Genomic DNA, 21,959 nt, shown 5'->3' with positions numbered 1-21,959 from the left:
TGGAGTGAGCACGTGACCGCACCTCTCGCCGGAATCCTCGACCGCGCCTCCGAAGCGCCGCCGCCGCGCACCCTCCTCGACGTGCTCCGGCAGACGACGATGGAGCATCCGGACTCCTCAGCCATCGAGGATGCCGCCGGGGCACTCAGCTACAGGCAGCTGATGGCCGCCGTCGTGAGATCGGCGGCCCGATTGCACGATGCCGGGGTCCGCCGCGGCGACAGGGTCGGCATCCGCATGGAGTCCGGTGCGCGAGAGTTGTACGTCGCCATCCTCGGCGTCATCGCGGCCGGCGCAGCCTACGTGCCCGTCGACGCCGACGACCCGCAGGAGCGCGCCGACCTCGTCTTCAGCGAGGCGAAGGTGGTGGGCGTCATCTCGGGACGAGGGGGCTTCGTCGCCTCCGCGACCCCGAACGCCCACACGAACGCCCACACGAAGGTCGACACGAACGCCGACACGGATGCCGCCGTGTTTGCGGAGGCGGATGCCGCCTCCGCCGTCGAGCTCTTCGACGGGGCCGCGGCTCATCCGAGCACCCACGCCACGCCGAGCCTCACGTCTCCGACCGTCGCCGACGATGCGTGGATCATCTTCACCTCGGGCTCCACGGGAACACCGAAGGGCGTCGCGGTGACGCACCGGTCCGCGGCGGCGTTCGTCGATGCCGAGGCGCGGCTCTTCCTGCAGGACGCCCCGCTCGGGCCCGGAGACCGTGTGCTCGCCGGGCTGTCCGTCGCCTTCGACGCCTCCTGCGAGGAGATGTGGTTGGCGTGGCGCCACGGCGCCTGCCTCGTGCCGGCGCCGCGCTCCCTGGTGCGTTCCGGCATGGACCTCGGGCCATGGCTCATCACCCACGGGATCACCGTGGTCTCGACGGTGCCGACTCTGGCGGGGCTCTGGCCTGTCGAGTCCCTCGAGAACGTGCGACTGCTCATCTTCGGCGGCGAGGCCTGCCCGCCGGAACTCGCCCAGAGGCTGGCCTCGGCCGAGCGGGAGATCTGGAACACGTACGGCCCGACCGAGGCCACGGTCGTCGCCTGTGCTGCCCTCCTCGACGGATCGGTCCCTGTGCGCATCGGCCTGCCGCTCGACGGCTGGGCGCTCGCCGTGGTCGATGCCGATGGCAACCCGGTCGCCGACGGCGAGGTCGGCGAACTCATCATCGGGGGAGTGGGGCTCGCCCGCTATCTCGATCCGGCGAAGGACGCCGAGAAGTACGCGCCGTTTCCGAGCATCGGATGGGACCGGGCCTATCGCAGCGGCGACCTGGTGCAGTTCGAACGCGCAGGGCTTGTGTTCCAGGGCCGCGCCGACGACCAGGTGAAGGTGGGAGGCCGACGGATCGAGCTCGGCGAGATCGAAGCGGCCGTCCAGGCGCTCCCCGGCGTCACCGGTGCTGCTGTCGCCGTGCGCAGGACCGAGGCCGGCAATCAGGTGCTCGTCGGCTATGTGGCCGTGTCCGACCGCGCCGCTTTCGACCAGGGTGCTGCTCGTGCTCGCCTCGTCGAAGAACTCCCTGCCGCCATAGTTCCGCTGCTCGCCGTCGTCGACGAGCTCCCGACCCGCACGTCGGGCAAGGTCGACAAGGCTGCGCTGCCCTGGCCGCTGGAGGCCGAGCCCGTCGTCGACGATGACGTGGACTCGACGACGCAGTGGCTGGCCGCGCAGTGGCTCGCCGTGCTGGGAGTGCCGGCATCCGGAGCCGATGCCAGCTTCTTCGACCTCGGCGGCGGGTCGCTCTCTGCGGCCCAGCTCGTGACCCGCATCCGCGAGCGCGACCCCGAGTTCACCGTCGCCGACATCTACGACTACCCGCGGCTCGGCGCCATGGCAGCAGAACTCGACGTCAGGGTGCGCGCCCGGAGCGGCGACGATGCCGCGACGGGGTTCCGCGAATCGGCGCCGACGCCGCGGTCGACCCAATGGCTGCAGACCCTCGTCGGTGTGCCCCTGTTCATCCTGAGCGGGGTGCGCTGGCTGCTCTACCTGCTGACGGCCACGCAGGTGCTGGCCTGGGTCGGCGAGGACTTCTCCTACCTGCCGGTCGTGCCGCTCTGGCTGCTGATCGTCGGCATCCTCGTGTTCATCACCCCGTTCGGGCGCATGGCCATCGCCGTGGCCGGGGCCCGGATGCTGCTCGCCGGCGTCGAGCCCGGTGACTACGCGCGGGGCGGATCCGTGCACATGCGCATGTGGCTCGCCGACCAGATCGCGCACCAGATCGGCGCCGTCGGACTCGCCGGCGCTCCCTGGGTGAGCTACTACGCCCGTGCGCTGGGAGCGAAGATCGGCCGAAACGTCGACCTCCACACCATGCCGCCGGTCACCGGAATGCTCACCATCGGCGAGGGCGCGGCGATCGAGCCGGAGGTCGACCTGGCCGGGTACTGGATCGACGGCGACGTCGTGCGCATAGGCCGGATGCGCATCGGAGCCCACAGCACCATCGGCGCGCGCAGCACCCTGCTGCCCGGCGCCCGCATCGGCAAGTACGCCGAGATCGCGCCCGGTTCGGCGGTGTTCGGCCGGGTCCCGTCGGGTCAGCGCTGGGCGGGCTCGCCCGCGGAGCGGGTCGGCCCGGCGCCGGCGAGGCGCGATCGCCCCGAGCCGTCTCGGCGCACCCGCTGGGTCTGGGCCTACGCCGTGGCGTCCCTGGTGCTGTCGCTGCTGCCGATCATCGCCTTCGCGGCCGGTGGCATCGTCATCGCGGCCGGCATCCGGGGTGCTGGCGACCTCGCGTCCGCCGCGCTGGCGGCCGTGGCGTGGCTGGTGCCCGCGACCCTCGTCACGGGCGTGGTCTTCGCCGGTCTCGTCGTCGTGCTGGTGCGACTGCTCGCCATCGGGCTTCACGAGGGACGGCATCCGGTGCGCAGCCGCATCGGCTGGCAGGCGTGGAGCACCGAACGCCTGCTTGACGCCTCGCGCACCCTCCTCTTCCCGCTCTACTCCAGCCTGTTCACGCCGGTGTGGCTCCGCCTGCTGGGAGCGAAGGTGGGGCGGGGTGTCGAGGCGTCGACGGTGCTGCTGATCCCGTCGATGACGACCATCGACGACAACGCCTTCCTCGCCGACGACACCATGGTCGCCTCCTACGAGCTGCAGGACGGCTGGATGGTCATCGGCCCGGCCCGCATCGGCAAGCGGGCATTCCTCGGGAACTCGGGCATGGCGGCGCCAGGCCACAGGGTGGCCAAGGACTCGCTCGTCGCCGTGCTGTCGGTGGCACCGGCGAAGTCGAAGGCCGGATCCTCCTGGCTGGGCTCGCCGCCGGTGCGCCTGCGCCGAGCGAACGTCGCCGGTGATGAGACCCGCACCTACAGCCCGACCTCCGGGCTGCGGCTGGCCCGCACGCTCTGGGAACTCTGCCGCATCCTGCCGGTCTTCGTGACCTGCGGAATCGGTCTCGGGGTGTTCTTCGCCCTCGCCGTCCTCATCGAGTCCACGGGACCCGTCGCCACGGTGCTCCTGAGCGGCGTCGTCATGCTCGTCGCGGGCGGGGTGGCTGCGGCCGTCACGTCTGTCGCGAAATGGGTCGTCGTCGGGCGCATCAGGGTGGGGGAGCATCCGTTGTGGTCGAGCTTCGTCTGGCGCACCGAGGTCTCCGACACCTTCGTCGAGATGGTGGCTGCTCCGTGGTTCGCCCAGTCCGCGGCCGGCACGCCGGCGCTCGCCGTCTGGTTGCGCACCCTCGGAGCGTCGATCGGTCGCGGCGTGTGGTGCGACAGCTATTGGCTTCCCGAGGCGGATCTGGTGCGCCTCGGCGACGGATCGACCGTCAATCGCGGCTGCGTCGTGCAGACCCACCTGTTCCATGATCGAATCATGAGCATGGACGTCGTCACTCTCGATGCCGGTGCGACCCTCGGGCCGCACAGCGTCATCCTGCCCGCCGCCCGCATCGGCGCGCACGCAACAGTCGGCCCCGCCTCGCTGGTGATGCGCGGCGAGGAGGTTCCCGTCGGCAGCCGATGGAGCGGCAACACGATCGGACCGTGGCGCGTCGTCTCGACGGCTGACTACCACGTGCGGGTGCGGTGATGGCTGCTGCCGGGATCGGTGCCGAGAGCGCCGGTGATGCCTACCTGCCCGCCAGCGGCAACGGCGGCTACAGCACCGCGGCCTACGACCTCGACCTGAAGTACCGCATCAGCACGAACAGGCTCACGGCGATCGCGGTGATCTCGGCGGTCGCCACCGAGCCGCTCACCAGGTTAAGCCTCGACCTGGTCGGGCTTCGGGTGTCACGCGTGAGCATCGACGGCCGCCGGGTCGCATTCCGGCAGACAGCGACGAAGCTGCGCGTCGACCCGGCCCAGGCCCTGGCCGCCGGCGAGGCGTTCAGCGTCACCGTCGAGTACGCCGGTGCTCCGAAGCCGCGCCGCACGCGGTGGGGAACCCTCGGGTGGGAGGAACTCGACGACGGACTCCTCGTCGCCTCGCAGCCCTCGGGCGCTCCCACCTGGTTCCCGTGCAACGATCACCCGTCGGACAAGGCGAGCTACAGCATCCGTGTCGAGACCGATGCCGCCTATCGCGTCGTCTGCAATGGTCGCCTCACGGACTTCCGGGTCGCGTCGGGCCGGGGTCACTGGACCTACGAGCAGCCCGAGCCCACGGCCACCTACCTCGCGACGGTGCAGATCGGGCGCTATGCCGCGACGGATCTCGCTCTCGGCGCCACGCCAGGCACGCTGTACTTCCCCCAGGAGATCGAACGCGCCGTGCGGAGCGACTTCGCCGACGTCTCGCGCATGATGGCTGTGTTCGACCAGGCATTCGGACCGTATCCGATGGAGTCGTACGGCATCGTGGTGACGGCCGACGAACTCGAGATCCCGCTCGAGGCGCAAGGGCTCGCCGTGTTCGGGTCCAACCACGCCGACGGCCGTGGCGGTTCCGAGCGGCTCGTGGCGCACGAACTGGCGCACCAGTGGTTCGGCAACAGCGTCGGTGTGGCCGCCTGGAAGGACATCTGGCTCAACGAGGGCTTCGCCTGCTACGCCGAGTGGATCTGGTCGGAGGCCTCGGGGTCGGTGAGCGCCGACGCCCTCGCGAGGCAGTTCCGCGTCGGGCTGTCTCGGTTGCCGGCCGACATCCTGGTCGGGGATCCCGGCGCGGCCCACATGTTCGACGACCGCGTGTACAAGCGCGGGGCGCTCACGCTGCACGCGCTGCGGCTCACCGTCGGCGACGAGGCGTTCTTCGGGGTGCTGCAGGCGTGGACGACCCTGAAGCGCCACGCGACGGCCTCGACCGCCGAGTTCGTCACCCTGGCCGAAGCGCGCACCGGCCTCGCGCTGGGCCCGCTGTTCACGGCCTGGCTGTACTCGGCCGCGCTGCCCGTCCTGCCCCTGGGCTCGGCTCGCTGACCGGGTCCGCGATCGCGATGCTCATGACGGCACCGCGGCGAAGGCCCCGACGGCCGATGCTCCGATCGAACAGGGCGTAGTCCGCTTCGCTCCCGTCGACGGATGCCGCGAGCCTGCCGTCCGCCCGCTGCAGGGTGACGGCACTCGGGTCCACCCGCAGGCCGCGCCCGTCGGCCTTCAGTACGGCCTCGACGCGGGTCCACGCCCGGAGCGCGCCGCGGGTGCCGTGTCCATGACCTCGGGCACCCCGTGCTCCCCGGAGGTCGGGCGGCACCAGCGCATCGATCGCAGCGCGTCGCTCCGAGGAGCCGGCGACGGCCTCGACGTCGATCCCGAGCGCGGATCCGCGCGTCGCCGGCAGGACCGCAGCCACCACGAGTCCGGCGGTGTGGGAGAGGCCGGCGCGTAGGGGAATCGCTCCGTCGACGGCGATCTCAGGTCGGCCGTGCGGCCCGCCGCAGCTCGGGCACACCGCCAGCACCGTGACGGCCTCGAGCGGGATCTGCAGCGACTCGGCGCTCAGTTCGCGGAGCAGCATCCGCCCGACGAGGAATCGATCGCCCGGTTCGCCGGATGCCGCAGCCTCCCAGCGGGCGCGCTCCGCAGCGCTCAGCAGTTGGAGGATGCGTCGTCGGCGCTCGTCCGTCAGCGTCGGCGGTTGCCAGCGCACGATGGCGCCGCCCGCATCCCTGATCTACGCCACCGAATCGGAGGTTCGCGCGTGCAGCTTCTGCTTGGCTCCGCGCTCGACCAGCACCGGTACGTAGGTGCGTACGGGACGACCGTCGTAGGCGTGATGCTCGCTGTCGACCACGGCCTCGACATCGGCGCGAGGAGCATCCGGGAATCGAGTGGCCAGACGGGAGACGATCTCCGCCACAGCCTCGTCCTCATTCGGCGTCTTCATCCTCCGAGTGTGATGCAGCGCTCTCCCGACCGTCAAGTGCGCGTCGGCGACCGACAGGTGAACTCAGTGGTGCACAGCATCCGCCGTGGTCGACCGGACCTGCGTGCGCTGCAACTCGACCTCGAGCGAGTCGCCGGCCTCGATGGGGGAGCCGGTGCCGGACTCGATGAGGTCGCGCAGGCTGGCCGTGATGTACGAACCCCAGGCGTTGGAGCAGAGGTCGTAGCACTCGAAGGCCGGTGTCAGCCCGACGTGGGTGAATCGCACCTCGGTGCGCCCGTCGCGCTCGACGATGTCGAAGACGACGTCGGTGCCGTTCCACTCGTCCTGGTCCTCGACGAGGCTGATGATCGTGTCCGTCACGTGCCAGACCACGCGCCGGCCGGGCACCACCTCGGTCAGTGTCATTGTGCTGCGGTGCACGCCGGGGAAGTCGAAGACGAACACGTCGCCGAGCTTCTCGGTGTCGCCCGTGATCATCTCCGACCACCAGGCACGCGGATGCGTGATCGCGGCGAATGCGGCATCCGGGGTCTGCGTCACCGAGATCGTCGCCGTGTAGTCCTGCTCGCTCATGGGTTCGTCCTTCGCTCTCTTGTTCGCTTGCTTCGCGCTGTTGGCTGTTGGCTGTTGGCTGTGCTTCACTCGTCAAGTTACTCAACCATAAGGGTGAATATAACACCGAACCTCGGATGTCGACAGGGGCGGGCGTAGGGTTTCAGGAATGACCGAGATGTCCAACGACGAGAAGCGCCACGATCAGCTCACGACGGCACCGAAGGCGACCGAGGCCGACGCAGCGCCGCGCATCGAGGTGGAGGAACGGCTCGACGGAACGACTCGCATCGACATCGCCGACACCGCTGCCGTGCGCCCGGGGCGCCCAGCGGAGGAGTAGACCGAGCTCGACTTCGCAGTTTCGGTTGCTCGCGTCCGCACGCAGGCAGCCACGACTGCCAAGTCGATGCCGGGTGGGTCGTCAGGCCGGGGCGGCCCAGGCCGCGAGTTCGGAGAGGCAGTCTGTCCAGCCATCGAGGTGGGCGGCCCGCGCCGACTCGTGCGGCAGGTGCTCGTGGGTGACGGCGACCAGGGTCCCGGCATCCGTCGCCGTGAAGTCGACGGTCACGCGGGTGTCGGCGTCCTCGGTGAATCGCGACCGCCAGGTGAAGGCGAGCCGCCTGGGTCGGTCGACCTCGAGGTAGGTGCCGCGGTGCAGCACCGGTGCGTCTGGCATGTGCATCAGGATGCTGAACTCGCCCCCGACGCGGGCGTCGGCCGTGACCTCGGTGTGCGTGGTGGCGCCGGGCTGCATCCAGGCGGCGAGGCTGCTCGGGTCCGTCCAGGCGTCGAACAGCGCCTCGGGTGACGCCGCGATGACCCTGGAGACGACGAGGGCCGGTGCTGGTGCCGGGGAGCCCGCCGGTGCTCCGACGGTCATTCGGATGCCGCTTCGGCCGTGCCGGCCGGTGATGCGCCGATGGCCTCTGACCCGGCGGTGGCAGCCCCGGTGGCCGCCGCACCCGTCACGAAGCGGTCGAGTGCGGCCAGTCGATCCGTCCAGAACTCGCGGTAGAACTCCATCCACGCCGCGGCCTCGGCCATAGGTGCCGCATTCAACGAGAGCACGTGATTGCGGCCCTGCACCGACCGGGTCACGAGTCCGGCGCCCTCCAGCACGCGCACGTGCTTCGAGACGGAATTGAGCGACATGGAGAAGTGGCTCGCCACATCCGTCACGCGCTCGTCGGATCGCGAGAGCCGCAGCAGGATCTCGCGCCGGGTCGGATCGGAGATCGCACCGAAGACCCGATCCAGAGTCATCGTCGTTGGTTCACCCATGAGGGTGAATGTACCACGCCCCGGTAGCAGGCCAGCGAACCGGCGCCTCAGATCAGCCGGCGGAGCGCCTCATCGACGGTGATGCCGAGGTCGGCCGCTGTGCGCGCGAGGCGGGCGTGCTCGTCAGCGGTCAGTCGGACCGTCACCGGGTGCAGCTCCTCGGCGGCCGGCTCGTCGTCGAAGAGCGAGAGCTGCGGGGCAGCGGATGGCGCCGGCCGGGGGGCCGATGGCTCAGCAGGAGCCGGCGCGGCAGGAGCTGCGAGGGGAGTGGCGGCATCCGTCACCGACGTGCCAGCGCCCGGAAAGCCGGGACCACTCGGAACCGGGCGACCGCGCTGGTAGGCCTCAGCGGCGGCGCGGGCACGCTCGTCGGCGGCCTCGTTGAGCGGGTGGCCGGCGTGGCCCTTCACCCACTCGAACCTGTAGCGGCGGCCCGTGATGGCGGCGTCCAGCTCTTGGATGAGTTCGAGGTTCATGACGGGCTTGCCGTCGCCCTTGCGCCAGCCCTTGCGCTTCCAGCCCGGCATCCACTTGGTCACCGAGTTGATGACGTACTGGCTGTCGCAGAGGATCAGCAGGTCCTCGTCGAGGTGCGCGGTGGAGCGGAACAGTTCGAGCACGGCGGTGAGCTCGCCGATGTTGTTGGTGGCGTGCTTCCAGCCGCCGGCGGCCCAGGTGTTCTCGTCGATGTACCAGGCCCAGCCCGATGGTCCGGGGTTGCCGAGGGCTGAGCCGTCGGCTGCGGCGGTGATCGTCACGAGGGGCCTTCCGAAGGGGCGAGCGCAAAGCTCCATCGTATTCGGGTCGCGACGGGAGTCCGCGCAGAGGCTCCGCCGCGCGGTCACCTGTCGCTCGCTCCGGCCCGGGCTGCTGCGGCTCCGGCTCGGGCTCCGGCTCGGCCGGCGCCCACCCGGTTGGCCCCGGCTGCGGCTCCGGCTCGGCCGCTGCTGCCCTGCTCCGCCGAAGTCCTGCTCCGCCGAGGTCCCGCTCCGCCCTGTTCCGCCCCGCTCCGCCCTGCTCCGCCCCGCTTCGCTCGCCACTTGTGGCCGCAAGGCGGTGACGGATGCGGCCACAGGTGGCGAGCGACACCGGAGCATGCGGCCACGTGTGGCGAGCTGCCTACCGGGCGGGAGCGGAAGCGGCCACTAATGGCGAACGCCCGTTGCGGCGGGGCGGATGCGGCCACAGGTGGCGAGCGACGCCCGCGGCGCCCGACGGATGGGGCCACAAGCGGCGACCAGACCCGACGCGCCGCGCCGCGAACTACGACGTGGGGTCGGCGTCGGCAGCGCCTGACGTGGGATCGGCATCCGTCTTCGGATCCTTCTTCTGCCACGGCCAGCGTCCCGAGATCTCGAGCTCGAGCGAGAAGCTGAGGAACGTGCGGATGAGGACGATGCCGCCCAGCACCGCGACGCTCTCGAGCGTCGGCGTCAGGGCCACCGTGCGGATGATGTCCGCCGCCACCAGCAGCTCGAGCCCGAGGAGGATCGAGCGCCCGAGGGAACGCCGGAACGGCACGTAGACGGCACCACGCTTCGCCGCGAGTGCCCGCACCGCCACGACTGTGGCGATGAGGGCGCCGACGACGATGGCGGCCACGCCGGCAGCGTCGATGACGGTGCCGATGGCCTCGATCACGGATTGGAATGTCATGGTCGAGTCACCGTCGCCGCATCAACGCGTGTCGAGCCGGGGCTCAGTCGTGCCGCGGCTTGCGGTACGGGCGGTCGCCGCCGTCGGAGTCGCGGTTCGCACGCGACGGTCCTCCGCTGTCGGGGCGCAGCTCGATGAGCTTGCCCGAGATGCGCGTGCCGCTCAGCTTCGACAGCGTGTCGTCGGAGAGCCCGGCCGGAAGCTCGACGAGCGAGAAGTCGGGACGGATGTCGATGACCCCGAAGTCCTGGCGGCTGAGGCCGCCCTCGTTCGCGAGCGCACCGACGATCTGGCGCGGCTCGACCTTCTGGCGCTTGCCGATGGCGATGCGGTACATGGCCATCGGTCCGCTGCTCGGCCGCGAGCGACGCTCGGGACGGTCACCGCCGGCGCCACGGTCGGCGTAGCGGTCGGGGCGATCGCCGCGCCCACCACGGTCGGTGCGGTCGCCACGGTCCCAGCGGTCGCCGCCGCGCGAACCCCCGCGGTCGCCGCGGTCGCCACCGGAGCGCTCGTTGCGCTCCTTCTCGCGTTCGAAGCGCTCGGCGCGCTGCTGGGCGCGCTCGTCTTCGGCGGAGAGCAGCAGGGGAGTCTCGCCCTGCGAGACGATGGCGAGCGCCGCGGCCACGTCGGCCTCGGGCACGTCGTGGTGCTCCACGTAGTGGGCGATGATGTCGCGGAAGCGGTCGAGCCGTTCTTGCTGGCCGAGGGCCTCGGTGATGGCGTCGTCGAAGCGGGCCAGGCGCGTGGCGTTCACGTCGTCGACGCTCGGCAGCTGCATCTGGGTGAGGGTCTGGCGGGTGGCCTTCTCGATCGAGGTCAGCATCCGTCGCTCGCGAGGCGTGACGAAGCTGATCGCCTCGCCGCTGCGACCGGCGCGGCCGGTGCGACCGATGCGGTGCACGTACGACTCGGTGTCGATGGGCAGGTCGAAGTTCACCACGTGGGAGATGCGCTCGACGTCGAGGCCGCGGGCAGCGACATCCGTGGCCACCAGGATGTCGAGCTTGCCCGACTTCAACTGGTTGACCGTGCGCTCGCGCTGGGCCTGCACGACGTCGCCGTTGATGGCGGCGGCGGAGTATCCACGGGCGCGCAGCTTCTCGGCCAGGGTCTCGGTCTCGTTCTTGGTGCGCGTGAAGATGATCATGCCCTCGAAGTTCTCGACCTCGAGGATGCGGGTGAGGGCGTCGACCTTCTGCGGGTACGACACCACCAGGTAGCGCTGCGTGATGGTCGAGGAGGTCGTGGTCTTGGTCTTGACCGTGATCTCTTCCGGGTTCTTCAGGTACTGGGCCGAGATGCGACGGATGGCGGCGGGCATGGTGGCCGAGAACAGCGCCACCTGCTTCTCGTCGGGAGTGTCGGCGAGGATCGTCTCGACGTCTTCCGCGAAGCCCATCTTGAGCATCTCGTCGGCCTCGTCGAGCACGAGGTACTTGAGCTCGGTGAGGTCGAGCGTGCCCTTCTCGAGGTGATCCATGATGCGGCCGGGGGTGCCGACCACGATGTGCACGCCGCGACGCAGCGCCGAGAGCTGTACGCCGTAGCCCTGTCCGCCGTAGACGGGCAGCACGTGCACGCCGCGCACGTGGGAGGCGTACTTCTCGAACGCCTCGCACACCTGCAGGGCGAGCTCGCGGGTGGGGGCCAGCACGAGGGCCTGCACCGACTTCTGCGACACGTCGAGGTTGGAGAGGATGGGCAGCGCGAACGCCGCGGTCTTGCCGGTTCCGGTCTGCGCGGTGCCGAGCACGTCGCGGCCGGCGAGGAGCGGGGGAATCGTGGCCGCCTGGATGGCGGACGGGGTCTCGTAACCGACGTCTTTGAGGGCCTTGAGAACTGCGTCTGAAAGGCCGAGATCGGTGAAGGTAGGCTCGGCGGGGGTGGTCTCCGCCTCGCTCTGCGGGGTGGAGTCAGGGGACGTCATGGTTCCAACGGTACCGCGCCCTGCTGTGCAGCGGTGGTGCGGCCTCCTCCGACACGTACGGTCTGGGGTCGCCGTGCGCATTCGGGCGGCATCCGGTGCTTGGATGGACCCATGGCTGAGACGGATGACTCACTCCCCGGCTTCGCTCGCTTCAGGCGCGTGATCCTCGATCGTGGCGGGGCGACGGATGCGGCATCCGATGCCCACGGCGCCGACGAAGTCGCAGCTGAGACGACGCACCCCACGCAGGTGCAGCCGCCGGGCTGGCCGCACGAGCCCGGACCCTTCGACGAGCCCCCGACGGACGAGGTCGTGCTCGACGAGGACGAGCTGCCCTGGGAACTGCGCGACGAGGTTCCGCCGACCGAGCGGTAGTCGCGAAGCCCGCTGTTGACGGGGGTCGGCGCGAGCGGGACGATGGTGCCATCGACGCCGGCCTCTCGGTCGGCGCCTGGGCGCTGGCGAGCGACGACGCCGCCGGGCCTCCCGACCCGAAGGGGCAGGCACGATGGAGACACGTCCGCGACCGCTCGTACTCATCAGGGGCTTCGGCGGCCTCGACATCGAGGACGACAGGCGCAACGCCTACCAGGGCTTCAACGACGGCACGGTCTATCCGAGCAAGCGCGGCCAGAACTACATCTACGAGGGCTTCGTGCTGAAGGCGCTCAAGTCGTCCGAGCATCCGTACAACGACGCCACCGACGTCATCGGGTACTACCCGTCCGCCGTCGAGGGACCGGCCGAGATCGCCGGCTGGGACCCCGAGTTCGTGAAGGGCTCCGTCGTCATCGACCCGCGCATGGTCGACGATCACGACGGCTGGAACACCAGGGGAACCATCTGGGTGTACCGCTACTACGACCTGAACCCGCGCAACATCGACACCTTCGCGCAGGGACTCGTGCAGCTCATCGAGCGCATCGCCTACCTCGCCGAGCGCAACGGCGAGCCCGCTTTCGACGGGGTCGACGTCATCGCCCACAGCATGGGCGGCCTCGTCATGGTGCAGGCCATGCGGCTGCTGCACGAGGCGGCGGTGGCGAAGGACCCGAACGTCACGCAGGGGGCGGCGAAGTCCATCCACCGGGCTGTGACCCTGGGCACCCCGCACCGCGGGATCGCCTTCCAACGGATGCCCGAGGCCTTCCTCTCCTTCGTGCACGTGAAGGCGGCGAGCGAACTCGGCGCATTCGACCCGACGAGTACGGCGTTCCTCGACGTTCCGACGTGGTTCCCCCTGTCGAACCTCCTCACCGTCGTCGGCACGAACTACCGCGACTACAACATCAAGGTCTCCTCCGCCGGCAACAGGCTGGCCAGTCTGCTCGCCGGCGACGGCATGACCTACAACCGCAGCGACGGGCTGGTGAAGCAGGCCGCGGCCCAACTGCCGGGCGCGCCGCGCACCTTCGTGAACAAGTGCCACGGCGGAACCGATTCGCTGGTGACCAGTCGCGAGGCCTACGAGATCGCCATGCGGTTCTTCCACGGCACCCACAGCATCCGCCTCTCCCTCGACGATGCGAGGATCAACGGAGACGAGAAGGACTTCTTCGGCCGCAGCGAGTTCTTCTTCGGGGTGACGATCAAGCCACGTTTCGTCGACTTCTCCCTGTTCGAGCAATCGGCCGCCGCTGAGAATTGCTACGGACCCTTCCGCACGGTCGACCTCAGCGACGATGGACCCGGTGCACTTCCGGCCGCGCTGAGCAGGCCGCTGTCGGAATCCGACCGGGCCATGGGCTGGGCCGGTGACGGCAGACTCATCTGGGAGGGCTGGATCGACTCCAACGCCAATCCGAAGGCGCCCGACATGGTCTTCCGCCTCGACGTCTACGTGGCCGAACGCGACACCATCGGCATCGGTTTCTCCGACAACGTGATCTTCTCCGGCCAGTACTGGCTCCAGGTGATCAAAGGCACCCACCCGGTCATCTTCATCCACACCACCGAGCAGACCCTCAAGCTGACGAGCGGTCTGACCGACGCGGATGCCGACACCGTGATCGACCCGCGCATCAGCCGGGCGACCGAGGACGCGACTCCGGAGAACGCGTCAGCAGCAGCGTGGACCTTCCCCGTCGGTGGCCCGAACTTCGCGGCGACGCTGCGTGTCGAGGTCGCGGCGTCAGATCAGGCTGCGTGAGGCATCCGCATCCGTATCCGCCGCCGACGACGACGACCCGACGGTGCGCGCGAATGCGCCCCTTTCTGGAGGCGCGGACCCGCCCGCCGCATCTATAACGTCGAGAGCATGTCCTCGGGGGGAATCATCAGCATGCGGTCGTTCAGGATTCCGGTACTCACGGCTACGGTGGCGCTTCTGGGCGGGCTGCTCGCCCCGGTCCAGGCAGCAGTCGCCGACGACCCGGCATCGGATGCCGCGGTCCACCTCGTCGGCACCCTCGTCGTCATCCAGGCGGAGGAGTCGCCCACCCCGGTGACGCCGCCGCAGGCCGCAACGGGGGCCGCAGCCACGCTCGGAGCACACGTCATCCTCGCCGACGGTGCATCCGTACCGATCGAGGGAGGCCTCATCCCCGCGGATGCAGCCTCCGGTGCACCCGTGGATGTCGTGGCTGCGCCCAGTGCCGAGGTGCTGGCCGACGCCGGCGTCGTGGCATCCGGAACCGTCGCCGCCGACTCCGCCGAGGGCCAGCTGATCGTCGAAGCCGCCGTCGTCGCCGACGACCCGCTGACCGTCGTCGCGGGCGAGATCGGCGACGTCGACACGCAGGCCGCAGCAACGGCGCACACCATCGACGTCGCCGTCGTCTCCGACGGCTCGACTGAGCCGTCCGCGAGCACCGATTACGTCACGAGCGTGGTGGCGAAGGCCGGGGCGTTCTGGACGGAGCAGTCGGCGTCTCTGGTGCCGGCGATCACCCTCACCACGATCAAGCGCTATTCATCCACGAAGGGCTGCGGCACTGAGGACTCGACTCTCGCACTCTGGGACGAGGCCGCCAAGAAGTTCGGACACGCGGGCGGGATGGACGATTACCTCGTAGCCGGCACGAAGCACCTCGTCGTCATCAGCCCGGCGTCGTGCGCCCGTACCTTCAACGGCCTCGGATCGGTGGGCGACGGCATCGGGAACGGTGGCGTCGTGTGGGCGGCCTTCGACGGCGGCGACGGATCAGGGGACGAGCTGACCCTGGCCCACGAGATCGGTCACAACTTCTCGCTCGATCACGCGAACGTGCAGCAGTGCACCTATCCCGAGTCCGATGCCAAGGTCGTCGGCGCCTCCTACGGTTCGTCGTCGTGCGTCGAGAACCCTTACGCCGACCTCTACGACGTGATGGGCATGTCGTTCGTGGTCAACGACGGAACGAGGGTGCACGGGAATGACAACACCCCAGCCCTCAACGCGATCTCCAAGGTCCGGCTCGGACTCATCTCCGCAGCGGACGCGCCGGTCCTGACGGCGACAGTCCCCACGACCGCCGACTACACCCTCAACGGCGCATCAGCCCAGTCCGGCCGCCGCGCACTGAACATCGTCGACCCGATATCGAAGGAGCGCTACGTCGTCGAGTACCGCAACGCCCAGGGGCGCGATGCCGGGGCGCTCTACGCCCGTTTCGTGAACCCGCCCGCCGGTTGGAATATGTCCTCCATGGGCCCGGGTGTCCGCATTCTCAAGGCCGGCCCCGGGGGCACGAGCTCGGTCGTCATCCCCGACGCCGTGTCTGCGACAAGCCGTCGCCTGGCGTTCGTCGCCGGACACTCGTTCACATCACGCACGGGCGGCCTGAAGATCACCGTCTCCTCTCTGACGACGTCGGTCGCCACCGTCACCGTGGTCATCACGCCACCGGCCCTCGCCTTCGCTGGTACCAAGCCACCCACGATCGTCGGCAATCGTCAGGTGGGACTGACCCTCACGGCGACATCCGGCAGCGATTGGACACCCACCCCGACGACACTGGCGTACAAGTGGATGCGCAACGGGGCCGCGATCTCCGGGGCCACGTCCGTCAGCTACACACCGGTCGCAGCCGACGCCGGCACCTTCACGACTGTCGCGGTCACCGCGGCGAGGACCGATTACCCGAACAAGACGTGGACATCGACGACCACGATCAAGACCGTCGCCGACACTGCCTTCGCCGGGGAGAAGCTCCCCATCGTCACGGGAACACGCGCCGCCGGAAAGACCCTCACCGTGGCCCCCGGTGACGGCTGGACTCCCACGCCGACGTCCTACACCTACCAGTGGTATCGCGGCTCGGCGGCCATAGCCGGCGCCACCGAGTCCAGCTACACCCAGCGCCCCGATGACATCGGGGCCATCGTGACGGCATCCGTCACGGCGGTGAAGGCCGGGATCACGAGTCGGAGCTACCGCTCGGCGACAGCGGCCACGACGACCGGAGCCTTCAGCGGGTCCGCGGTGCCCACGATCGTCGGCGAGCCGTTCGTCACGCGCACCCTCACCGCGAAGCCGAGTGCGGCGTGGGTTCCCGCTCCCACGTCGTACGGGTACCAGTGGTACCGCAACGGCACGGCGATCGCCAAGGCGACGGCGAGGACCCACGTGGTCGTGATCGCAGACAAGGGTGCGAAGTTGAGCGTGCGCGTGACCGCGATGAAGACCGGGGTCACATCTCGCGCCGGAGTCAGCGCGGCGACCGCCACCATCGCATCGCTCAAGTCCTTCACCGGCACCGCCCTGCCGACGATCTCCGGCACCCGCAAGGTCGGCTCGACCCTCACTGCGAAGGCGGGCTCGAACTGGGCTCCCACGACGACGGGCACCACCTACAAGTACGCCTGGTATCGCGGCACGACGACCATCAGCGGTGCCACGGCGAAGACCTACAAGCAGGTGGCGGCGGATGCCGGCGCCGTCGTGCGCGTCAAGGTCACGGCCGTGCGCTACGGCTACGCCTCGAAGAGCGGGACATCGACCTCGACGGCCGCGAAGACCGTCAAGTAGTCGGCGGCTCGGTCTCGGCAGGCCCGGCAGGCCCGGCAGGCCTGGCAGGCTCGGCCGGCGCAGCCTCGGCGACGGCCGACTTCGGCCGCCCACCCGTGCGACTGCGGCCCTCGATCCGGGCCGCGACGGCCTCGATGTCGTCGGCCAGCCAGACCACGCCGCGGGCCAGGGGTTCGGGAAGGATCGATGGAACGCCACCCGTCGCCCCGGCATCGCGATGAGTGAGCCAGACGCGCACCGTCGAGGTCGACACGCCGAATCTGGCGGCGACGTCGGCGACGGTGAGCAGGGCTGGGCGGTTCTCGGAGGACATGAGCGCGATCGTAGCGCTGTCAAGCCCCTGCCGACGGGCGTGCGGCGAACTAGCGTCGAGGGAGCCGCATCCGAAGAAGGAGAATCCGATGACCGACACGACAGAAGATCCCCGCATCCGCATCGTCGAACTCGCGCGGAAGATCCCGATCGCCATGCTCACCACGATCGATGGCGAGGGCCACGTCGTGAGCCGACCGATGGCGCCGCAGGAGATCACCGACGAGGGCGTCATCTGGTTCATCGCCGAGGCGGGCTCCCGCGACGCCGGCGAGATCGGGATGAACCCGAGCGTCGGGATCTCCCTCACCAGCGGTTCCTCGTTCGTCTCGTTCTCCGGGTCAGCCGAAGTGCTGACCGATGCCGCCAAGCTGCACGAGCTCTGGAACCCCGCCGTGGAGGCCTGGCTGCCCGACGGGCCCGACAGCGAGCAGGCCGTGCTGTTCAAGGTGACGGCCGAGAGCGGCGAGTACTGGGACTCACCGGGCGGCCGCATCGCCACGGTCATCAGCTTCGTCAAGGCGAAGCTGACCGGCGAGCGCTACGACGGCGGCGAGAACGAGACTGTGTCGCTGCCCTGAGAGAACTCTGTCAGCCGTATTGTCAGCGGAATAGCGGCTGATCATCAGGCGTTCTTGTCATCGTAGGGCGAACGAAGTCAAGACTCACCAGCAGCCCTCGGAAGGCAGGGAAACCCCGTGAGACGTGTGAACGAAGAAGTCGAGCTCGAGAAGGGCGTCGTCACCAAGTACCGCCGGCACCCCAACGGCGGCGGATTCGTCTCGCCCAAAGCGCACGTGGATGCGACGGCGTTCGTGGCCTCGACCGCGTACGTCGAGAACGGCGCCAGCATCGCCCGTGACGCTTTCGTGGGCGCAGGCAGCTGGATCGACCGCGACGCCATGCTCGGATCGCGCTCCTTCATCGGTGCCAACGTGCACGTCGGAGCCGGAGCCGTCGTCAGCGACGGTGCCCGGGTCGGCAGCCACTCGCGCATCGGAGCCAACTCCAGGATCGTCGCCGGTCATCACCTCGAACGCGATGCCATGATCCCCGACAACGTCGTGGTCGGTGGCACCGAGGGACCGAAGACGCGCTACGTGCGCGCTGCCTGAGCTGATCCCGACATCGCCGGTCTGACGAAAACCCGACCCGCCTCCGACGGAATGCGCTCGTATCGATTTAGGGTGTCCGTGTGTGGCGCCTCGACCGAAAGACTGACGACGAACCTGATCCGACGTCGTCGAACGTTCCCCCTGCCCAGGTGACCGCTCCGCACGCCGTCACCACGGGCGATCCGGGGGATCGTCCGGCGAACATCGCCGAACCAGAATGGCAGCGCTGGCGCGACGAGTTGGCCGCCATCGGCGGCCGGTCGCCGCTGCTGCACTTCGACGACCAGCCGCGCACGCGCATCGAGCTGAGCGTGACGCATCCCGGCGGCCTGCCGCAGTTCATCACGGGCAAGACCGTGCTGCTGTCGAGCCTCATCCGCGACGAGCTCGCCCTGCGCAACGCCAGGCTCGCCGCCGGAGCCATCACGCAGAAGGGCATCGAGCTGCGCTCCATGCGCGGGATCGAGAGCGTGCACCTCGGCATCGGCCTCGCACAGTGGAAGCTCGACGGCGAGGACTACCTCGCGCCGGTCCTGCTGCGACCCATGGCCATCCGTCGTTACGGACGCGACTTCGAACTGAAGCTCAAGGGCGCACCGTTCCTGAACCCCGAGCTGGCCAATGCGCTCGAGGAGCAGTTCCAGATCACGCTCGACGCCGACGCGTTCGTGGCGCTCGCAGTCTCCAACGGCGCGTTCAAGCCTCAGCCCGTGATCGACCGCCTCCGCGGCCTCACGTCGCACCTCGCCTGGTTCAGCGTCGCCCCGCGTCTCGTGGTCTCGTCGTTCTCCGACGTCGGTCGACGGATGTCGACGGATGCAGCCAAGCTCGACCACCCCGTCATCGACGCCGTCGCCGGCAACCCCGCTGCGCGCGAGCGCATCGAGACCGCCTACAACCCCGTTCAGGCCATGGGCCAGGACTCGCGCCCGCCCGCCACCGACGTGCTGCTGCTGGACGCCGATCCCGAGCAGGAGAACGTCGTCGCGCAGATCTCGGCCGGCAACTCTCTCGTCGTGAAGACGCTGCCGGGCACCGGCGGCACCCAGACGATCGTCAACGCCCTCGGCACCCTCATCGGCCAGCACAAGCGCGTACTCGTCGTGAGCGCGCGGCGCGCGAGCCTCGAGGGCATCGCCCACAGGCTCGGACAGGTCGGCCTGCCCGGAGCCGCCGTGTCGGCGCGCACCCTGCGACGCGACCTCATGCTCTCGATCGGCCGCAACGAGAAGGCCGACCGACCTCAGGTCAGCGACGTCGACGACGCGCTGGTGCGCCTCCGCAAGGTGCTCCTCGACTATCGCGGCGCCCTCACCCGCCGCGACCCGGCGCTCGGTGTCTCGGTGCTCGACGCTCTCGGCGAACTCACCCGCCTGTCGCTGCTGCCGACGCCGCCGGCCACGACGGCCAGGCTCGACCACTCGTCGATCGTCGCCCTCGCGACCGATCGCGCCGGTGCTGCAGCCGCGCTCATCAAGGCGGCGGTGCTCGGCGAGTTCCGTTACGGTCCCGGCGATTCGCCCTGGTACGGGGCGTCCTTCACGTCGACCCAGGATGCCGACAGCGCTCACGCGCTGGCGAAGCGACTCAACACGCAGGAGCTGCCCCGCCTCATCGAGCGGGCGAACGCCCTCGTCGGCCAGACCAGGCTGCGCCCGTTCGAGTCGATCGCCGAACTCGGCATCTACCTGCGGCTGCTCCTCGACATCCGCGAGACCCTCGACAAGTTCCAGCCGTCGGTCTACGACCGCTCGCTCGTCGAGCTCATCGCGGCCACGTCAACGCGCCGCGACGCCCCTGAGATGTCCGGCGCGAACCGCCGCCGCCTCAAGAAGCTCGCGCATGAGTACCTGCGACCGGGCGTGCACGTCACCGACATGAACGAGGCCCTGCGCCGGGTGCAGCAGCAGCGCACGCTCTGGCAGCGCTACGTCGTCGCCGGGTCCACTCCGGCCGTTCCCGTCGGCATCGCCGACGTGCACGTCGCCTACCAGCGCGTCACCGACGACCTGGCCCGGCTCGATGCGCCGCTCGGAGTGTCTGGCACCCCGCGTCAGCTGGCCTCCCGCCCCATCCGCGAGCTCATCTACACGATGTCGGGCCTGGCGGCCGAGTCCGAGGTGCTGGCCAACCTGCAGGAGCGCACGGCACTGCTGGCTCGCCTCCGCGAGCTCAACCTCGACCCGCTGCTCACTGACCTGTCCCGTCGCCACGTCGCGGAACAGGATGTCGCGGCCGAGCTCGAGCTCGCCTGGTGGCAGTCCGTGCTCGAGTCGATGCTGGCCGGCGACAAGGCGCTGCTCAATGCCAACACCGGCGTTCTGGACAGGCTCGAAGCCGACTTCAAGCTCGTCGACGAGGCCCACGCCTCGGCATCCGGCGGGCTGCTCGCCGCGCTCCTCGCCGAGACCTGGAAGATCGGCGTCGTCGACTGGCCCGAGGAGGCCGACAACCTCCGTCGGCTGCTGCGGTCCGACCGGACCAGCCCCAGGAACCTCCATCTCGCCGCCCCGCACCTCGGCAAGGTCGTCGCCCCGGTGTGGCTCGCCTCGCCGTACGACGTGGCCGAGATCACCGACGACATCGTCTTCGACACCGTGCTCCTCGTCGACGCCGGCGCCACCAGCTTCGCCGAGAACCTGGGCGCCATCCGTCGTGGCAAGCAGATCGTGGCCTTCGGAGACCCCGTCACCCAGACGCCATCGCTCTTCGAGACCGGCATCCGTGATGCAACGGATGCCGCCCCCGAGGCCACGACGGGCCCGGGAGTCGACGCGCTGCACGCCGACTCGGCGCTGGCGCGCCTCGGCGAACTGCTTCCGACCCTCACCCTCACGCGCAGCTACCGCGCCGGGGGAGAGGACCTCGCCGAGCTCGTGAACCGCCGCTTCTACGCCGGGCGCATCGACGCCCTGCCCTGGGCCGGCAGCTTCCTCGGACACGGCAGCCTCAACCTGCATTACGTGGAGGGCGGCCACGGCATGCCCGACAACGAGAGCGGTGCGGTCGAGAGCGTCGACGCCGAGGTGGCGAAGGTCGTCGAGCTCGTCATCGACCATGCCGTGAAGCGTCCGCGCGAGTCGCTCATGGTCATCACGGCGTCGGGCCGGCACGCGGTGCGCGTGCACCAGGCCGTGCTCGCGGCGTTCGCGAAGCGCACCGACCTGTCGAGCTTCATCCTGAACGACACGGCCGAGCCATTCACCGTGCTCACGCTGGAGCAGGCGACGGCCCAGAGCCGTGACCGCGTGATCTTCTCGATCGGCTACGGCCGCACCCCGCACGGCCGACTGCTGTCGAACTTCGGTGCGCTCGGCGAGGCCGGCGGTGATCGACTGCTGGCCGTCGGCATGACGCGCGCCCGCCGCGCCATGGACATAGTCTCCTGCTTCCGCCCGAGCGACATCGACGAGGACCGCCGCCGCCACGGCATCCTGGCCCTGGCCCAGGTGCTCGAGCAGATCGACCTCGCCGAGACCACGCCGCCGACGGCCATCGCGAGCGAGGCCATGCTCATCGACCTCGCCGAGCGCCTGCGGGTGCGCGGCGTCACGGTCGAACTCGGACACCGCGAGAAGCTCGCCTTGGCGGCGTCGTTCCGGGGCAAGGCCATCGTGGTCGAGACCGATGCCGTCGTCGGCACCATGAGCCTGCGCGAGTCCCTGCGCCTGCGGCCCGACGTGCTGCGCCGCCTCGGCTGGCACTACCTGCGCGTGCACGCCTTCGAGCTGTTCGCTGATCCGGATGCCGTGGCATCGCGCATCGCCGGCGTCATCGGAGCACCCACGACGGTGGTTCCGGGCATCGACACCGAGACGGCGCCGATCACCATCGTGTCGCCCTCCGGTCTTCGCTGATCGGTCTCGCCCGCCGGGTGCTC

General features: G+C 69.8%; 18 protein-coding genes. 9 read left to right on the top strand and 9 right to left on the bottom strand.

The window, feature by feature from the left end; genetic code table 11:
• Positions 1-12: 12 nt before the first annotated feature.
• Both ASF30_RS04000 and ASF30_RS03995 read left to right on the top strand, forming a co-directional pair.
• Positions 13-4,041, top strand: a complete 4,029-nt coding sequence (locus ASF30_RS04000; RefSeq protein ID WP_055901736.1) for a Pls/PosA family non-ribosomal peptide synthetase — start codon at positions 13-15, stop codon at positions 4,039-4,041.
• Positions 4,041-5,372 carry a M1 family metallopeptidase gene (locus tag ASF30_RS03995; RefSeq protein WP_055901733.1) on the top strand — a complete coding sequence of 444 codons (1,332 nt, stop codon included), beginning with the start codon at positions 4,041-4,043 and terminating at the stop codon, positions 5,370-5,372. The genes ASF30_RS04000 and ASF30_RS03995 overlap by 1 nt, the downstream gene beginning before the upstream one ends.
• Here the strand turns inward: ASF30_RS03995 and ASF30_RS03990 are convergent.
• The 3 genes from ASF30_RS03990 to ASF30_RS03980 form a co-directional block, all read right to left on the bottom strand.
• Entirely contained in the window at positions 5,314-6,042 is a 729-nt protein-coding gene (locus tag ASF30_RS03990) for a 4'-phosphopantetheinyl transferase family protein (protein ID WP_055901732.1), read from the bottom strand. The two genes, ASF30_RS03995 and ASF30_RS03990, sit on opposite strands and share 59 nt — an antisense overlap.
• A 24-nt stretch (positions 6,043-6,066) precedes the next feature.
• Complete coding sequence (locus ASF30_RS03985; RefSeq protein ID WP_055901730.1) at positions 6,067-6,279, bottom strand: three-helix bundle dimerization domain-containing protein; 213 nt, start codon at positions 6,277-6,279, stop codon at positions 6,067-6,069.
• Positions 6,280-6,342: 63 nt separating this feature from the next.
• Entirely contained in the window at positions 6,343-6,855 is a 513-nt protein-coding gene (locus tag ASF30_RS03980; RefSeq protein ID WP_055901728.1) for an SRPBCC family protein, read from the bottom strand.
• A gap of 148 nt (positions 6,856-7,003) precedes the next feature.
• On the opposite strand from ASF30_RS03980, the gene ASF30_RS22520 reads away from it, so the two are divergent.
• Entirely contained in the window at positions 7,004-7,177 is a 174-nt protein-coding gene (locus ASF30_RS22520) for a hypothetical protein (RefSeq protein ID WP_157496933.1), read from the top strand.
• Positions 7,178-7,258: 81 nt separating this feature from the next.
• On the opposite strand, the gene ASF30_RS03975 is transcribed toward ASF30_RS22520, so the two are convergent.
• The 5 genes from ASF30_RS03975 to ASF30_RS03955 all read right to left on the bottom strand — a co-directional run bounded on the left by ASF30_RS03975 (position 7,259) and on the right by ASF30_RS03955 (position 11,704).
• Positions 7,259-7,717 (bottom strand): SRPBCC family protein, encoded by a 459-nt coding sequence (locus tag ASF30_RS03975; protein WP_055901726.1) that lies wholly within the window; start codon positions 7,715-7,717, stop codon positions 7,259-7,261.
• On the bottom strand, positions 7,714-8,118 hold the full coding sequence (locus ASF30_RS03970) for an ArsR/SmtB family transcription factor (protein WP_082467424.1): 405 nt from the start codon (positions 8,116-8,118) through the stop codon (positions 7,714-7,716). The genes ASF30_RS03975 and ASF30_RS03970 overlap by 4 nt, the downstream gene beginning before the upstream one ends.
• A 47-nt stretch (positions 8,119-8,165) precedes the next feature.
• Positions 8,166-8,876, bottom strand: coding sequence for an RNase H family protein (locus ASF30_RS03965; protein WP_055901723.1), 711 nt, complete (start codon positions 8,874-8,876; stop codon positions 8,166-8,168).
• A 505-nt stretch (positions 8,877-9,381) separates the two neighbouring features.
• Entirely contained in the window at positions 9,382-9,774 is a 393-nt protein-coding gene (locus tag ASF30_RS03960) for a DUF1622 domain-containing protein (RefSeq protein WP_055901720.1), read from the bottom strand.
• Between the two features lie 43 nt (positions 9,775-9,817).
• The gene (locus ASF30_RS03955) at positions 9,818-11,704 is read right to left on the bottom strand and encodes a DEAD/DEAH box helicase (protein ID WP_055901717.1); all 1,887 of its coding nucleotides are present in this window, start codon (positions 11,702-11,704) and stop codon (positions 9,818-9,820) included.
• A 111-nt stretch (positions 11,705-11,815) separates the two neighbouring features.
• Between ASF30_RS03955 and ASF30_RS03950 the strand changes: the two genes are divergently transcribed.
• From ASF30_RS03950 to ASF30_RS03940, 3 genes are all read left to right on the top strand, one after another.
• A complete protein-coding gene (locus ASF30_RS03950) occupies positions 11,816-12,079 on the top strand; it encodes a hypothetical protein (RefSeq protein WP_055901713.1) in 264 nt (87 codons plus the stop codon).
• Between the two features lie 133 nt (positions 12,080-12,212).
• Positions 12,213-13,853 carry an esterase/lipase family protein gene (locus ASF30_RS03945; RefSeq protein WP_055901707.1) on the top strand — a complete coding sequence of 547 codons (1,641 nt, stop codon included), beginning with the start codon at positions 12,213-12,215 and terminating at the stop codon, positions 13,851-13,853.
• A gap of 108 nt (positions 13,854-13,961) precedes the next feature.
• Positions 13,962-16,652, top strand: a complete 2,691-nt coding sequence (locus ASF30_RS03940) for a hypothetical protein (RefSeq protein WP_157496931.1) — start codon at positions 13,962-13,964, stop codon at positions 16,650-16,652.
• Here the strand turns inward: ASF30_RS03940 and ASF30_RS03935 are convergent.
• A complete protein-coding gene (locus tag ASF30_RS03935) occupies positions 16,645-16,965 on the bottom strand; it encodes a helix-turn-helix transcriptional regulator (protein WP_055901701.1) in 321 nt (106 codons plus the stop codon). The two genes, ASF30_RS03940 and ASF30_RS03935, sit on opposite strands and share 8 nt — an antisense overlap.
• Before the next feature lie 88 nt (positions 16,966-17,053).
• Between ASF30_RS03935 and ASF30_RS03930 the strand changes: the two genes are divergently transcribed.
• The 3 genes from ASF30_RS03930 to ASF30_RS03920 all read left to right on the top strand — a co-directional run bounded on the left by ASF30_RS03930 (position 17,054) and on the right by ASF30_RS03920 (position 21,936).
• Positions 17,054-17,545, top strand: coding sequence for a pyridoxamine 5'-phosphate oxidase family protein (locus ASF30_RS03930; protein ID WP_055901698.1), 492 nt, complete (start codon positions 17,054-17,056; stop codon positions 17,543-17,545).
• Between the two features lie 117 nt (positions 17,546-17,662).
• Positions 17,663-18,079, top strand: a complete 417-nt coding sequence (locus ASF30_RS03925; RefSeq protein WP_147430886.1) for a DapH/DapD/GlmU-related protein — start codon at positions 17,663-17,665, stop codon at positions 18,077-18,079.
• Positions 18,080-18,159: 80 nt separating this feature from the next.
• The gene (locus tag ASF30_RS03920; RefSeq protein WP_055901693.1) at positions 18,160-21,936 is read left to right on the top strand and encodes an ATP-binding protein; all 3,777 of its coding nucleotides are present in this window, start codon (positions 18,160-18,162) and stop codon (positions 21,934-21,936) included.
• Positions 21,937-21,959 lie beyond the last annotated feature (23 nt).

This window comes from Leifsonia sp. Leaf264, assembly GCF_001422325.1.
GTDB lineage: Bacteria > Actinomycetota > Actinomycetes > Actinomycetales > Microbacteriaceae > Orlajensenia.
This window is presented reverse-complemented; position numbering and strand designations above follow the sequence as displayed.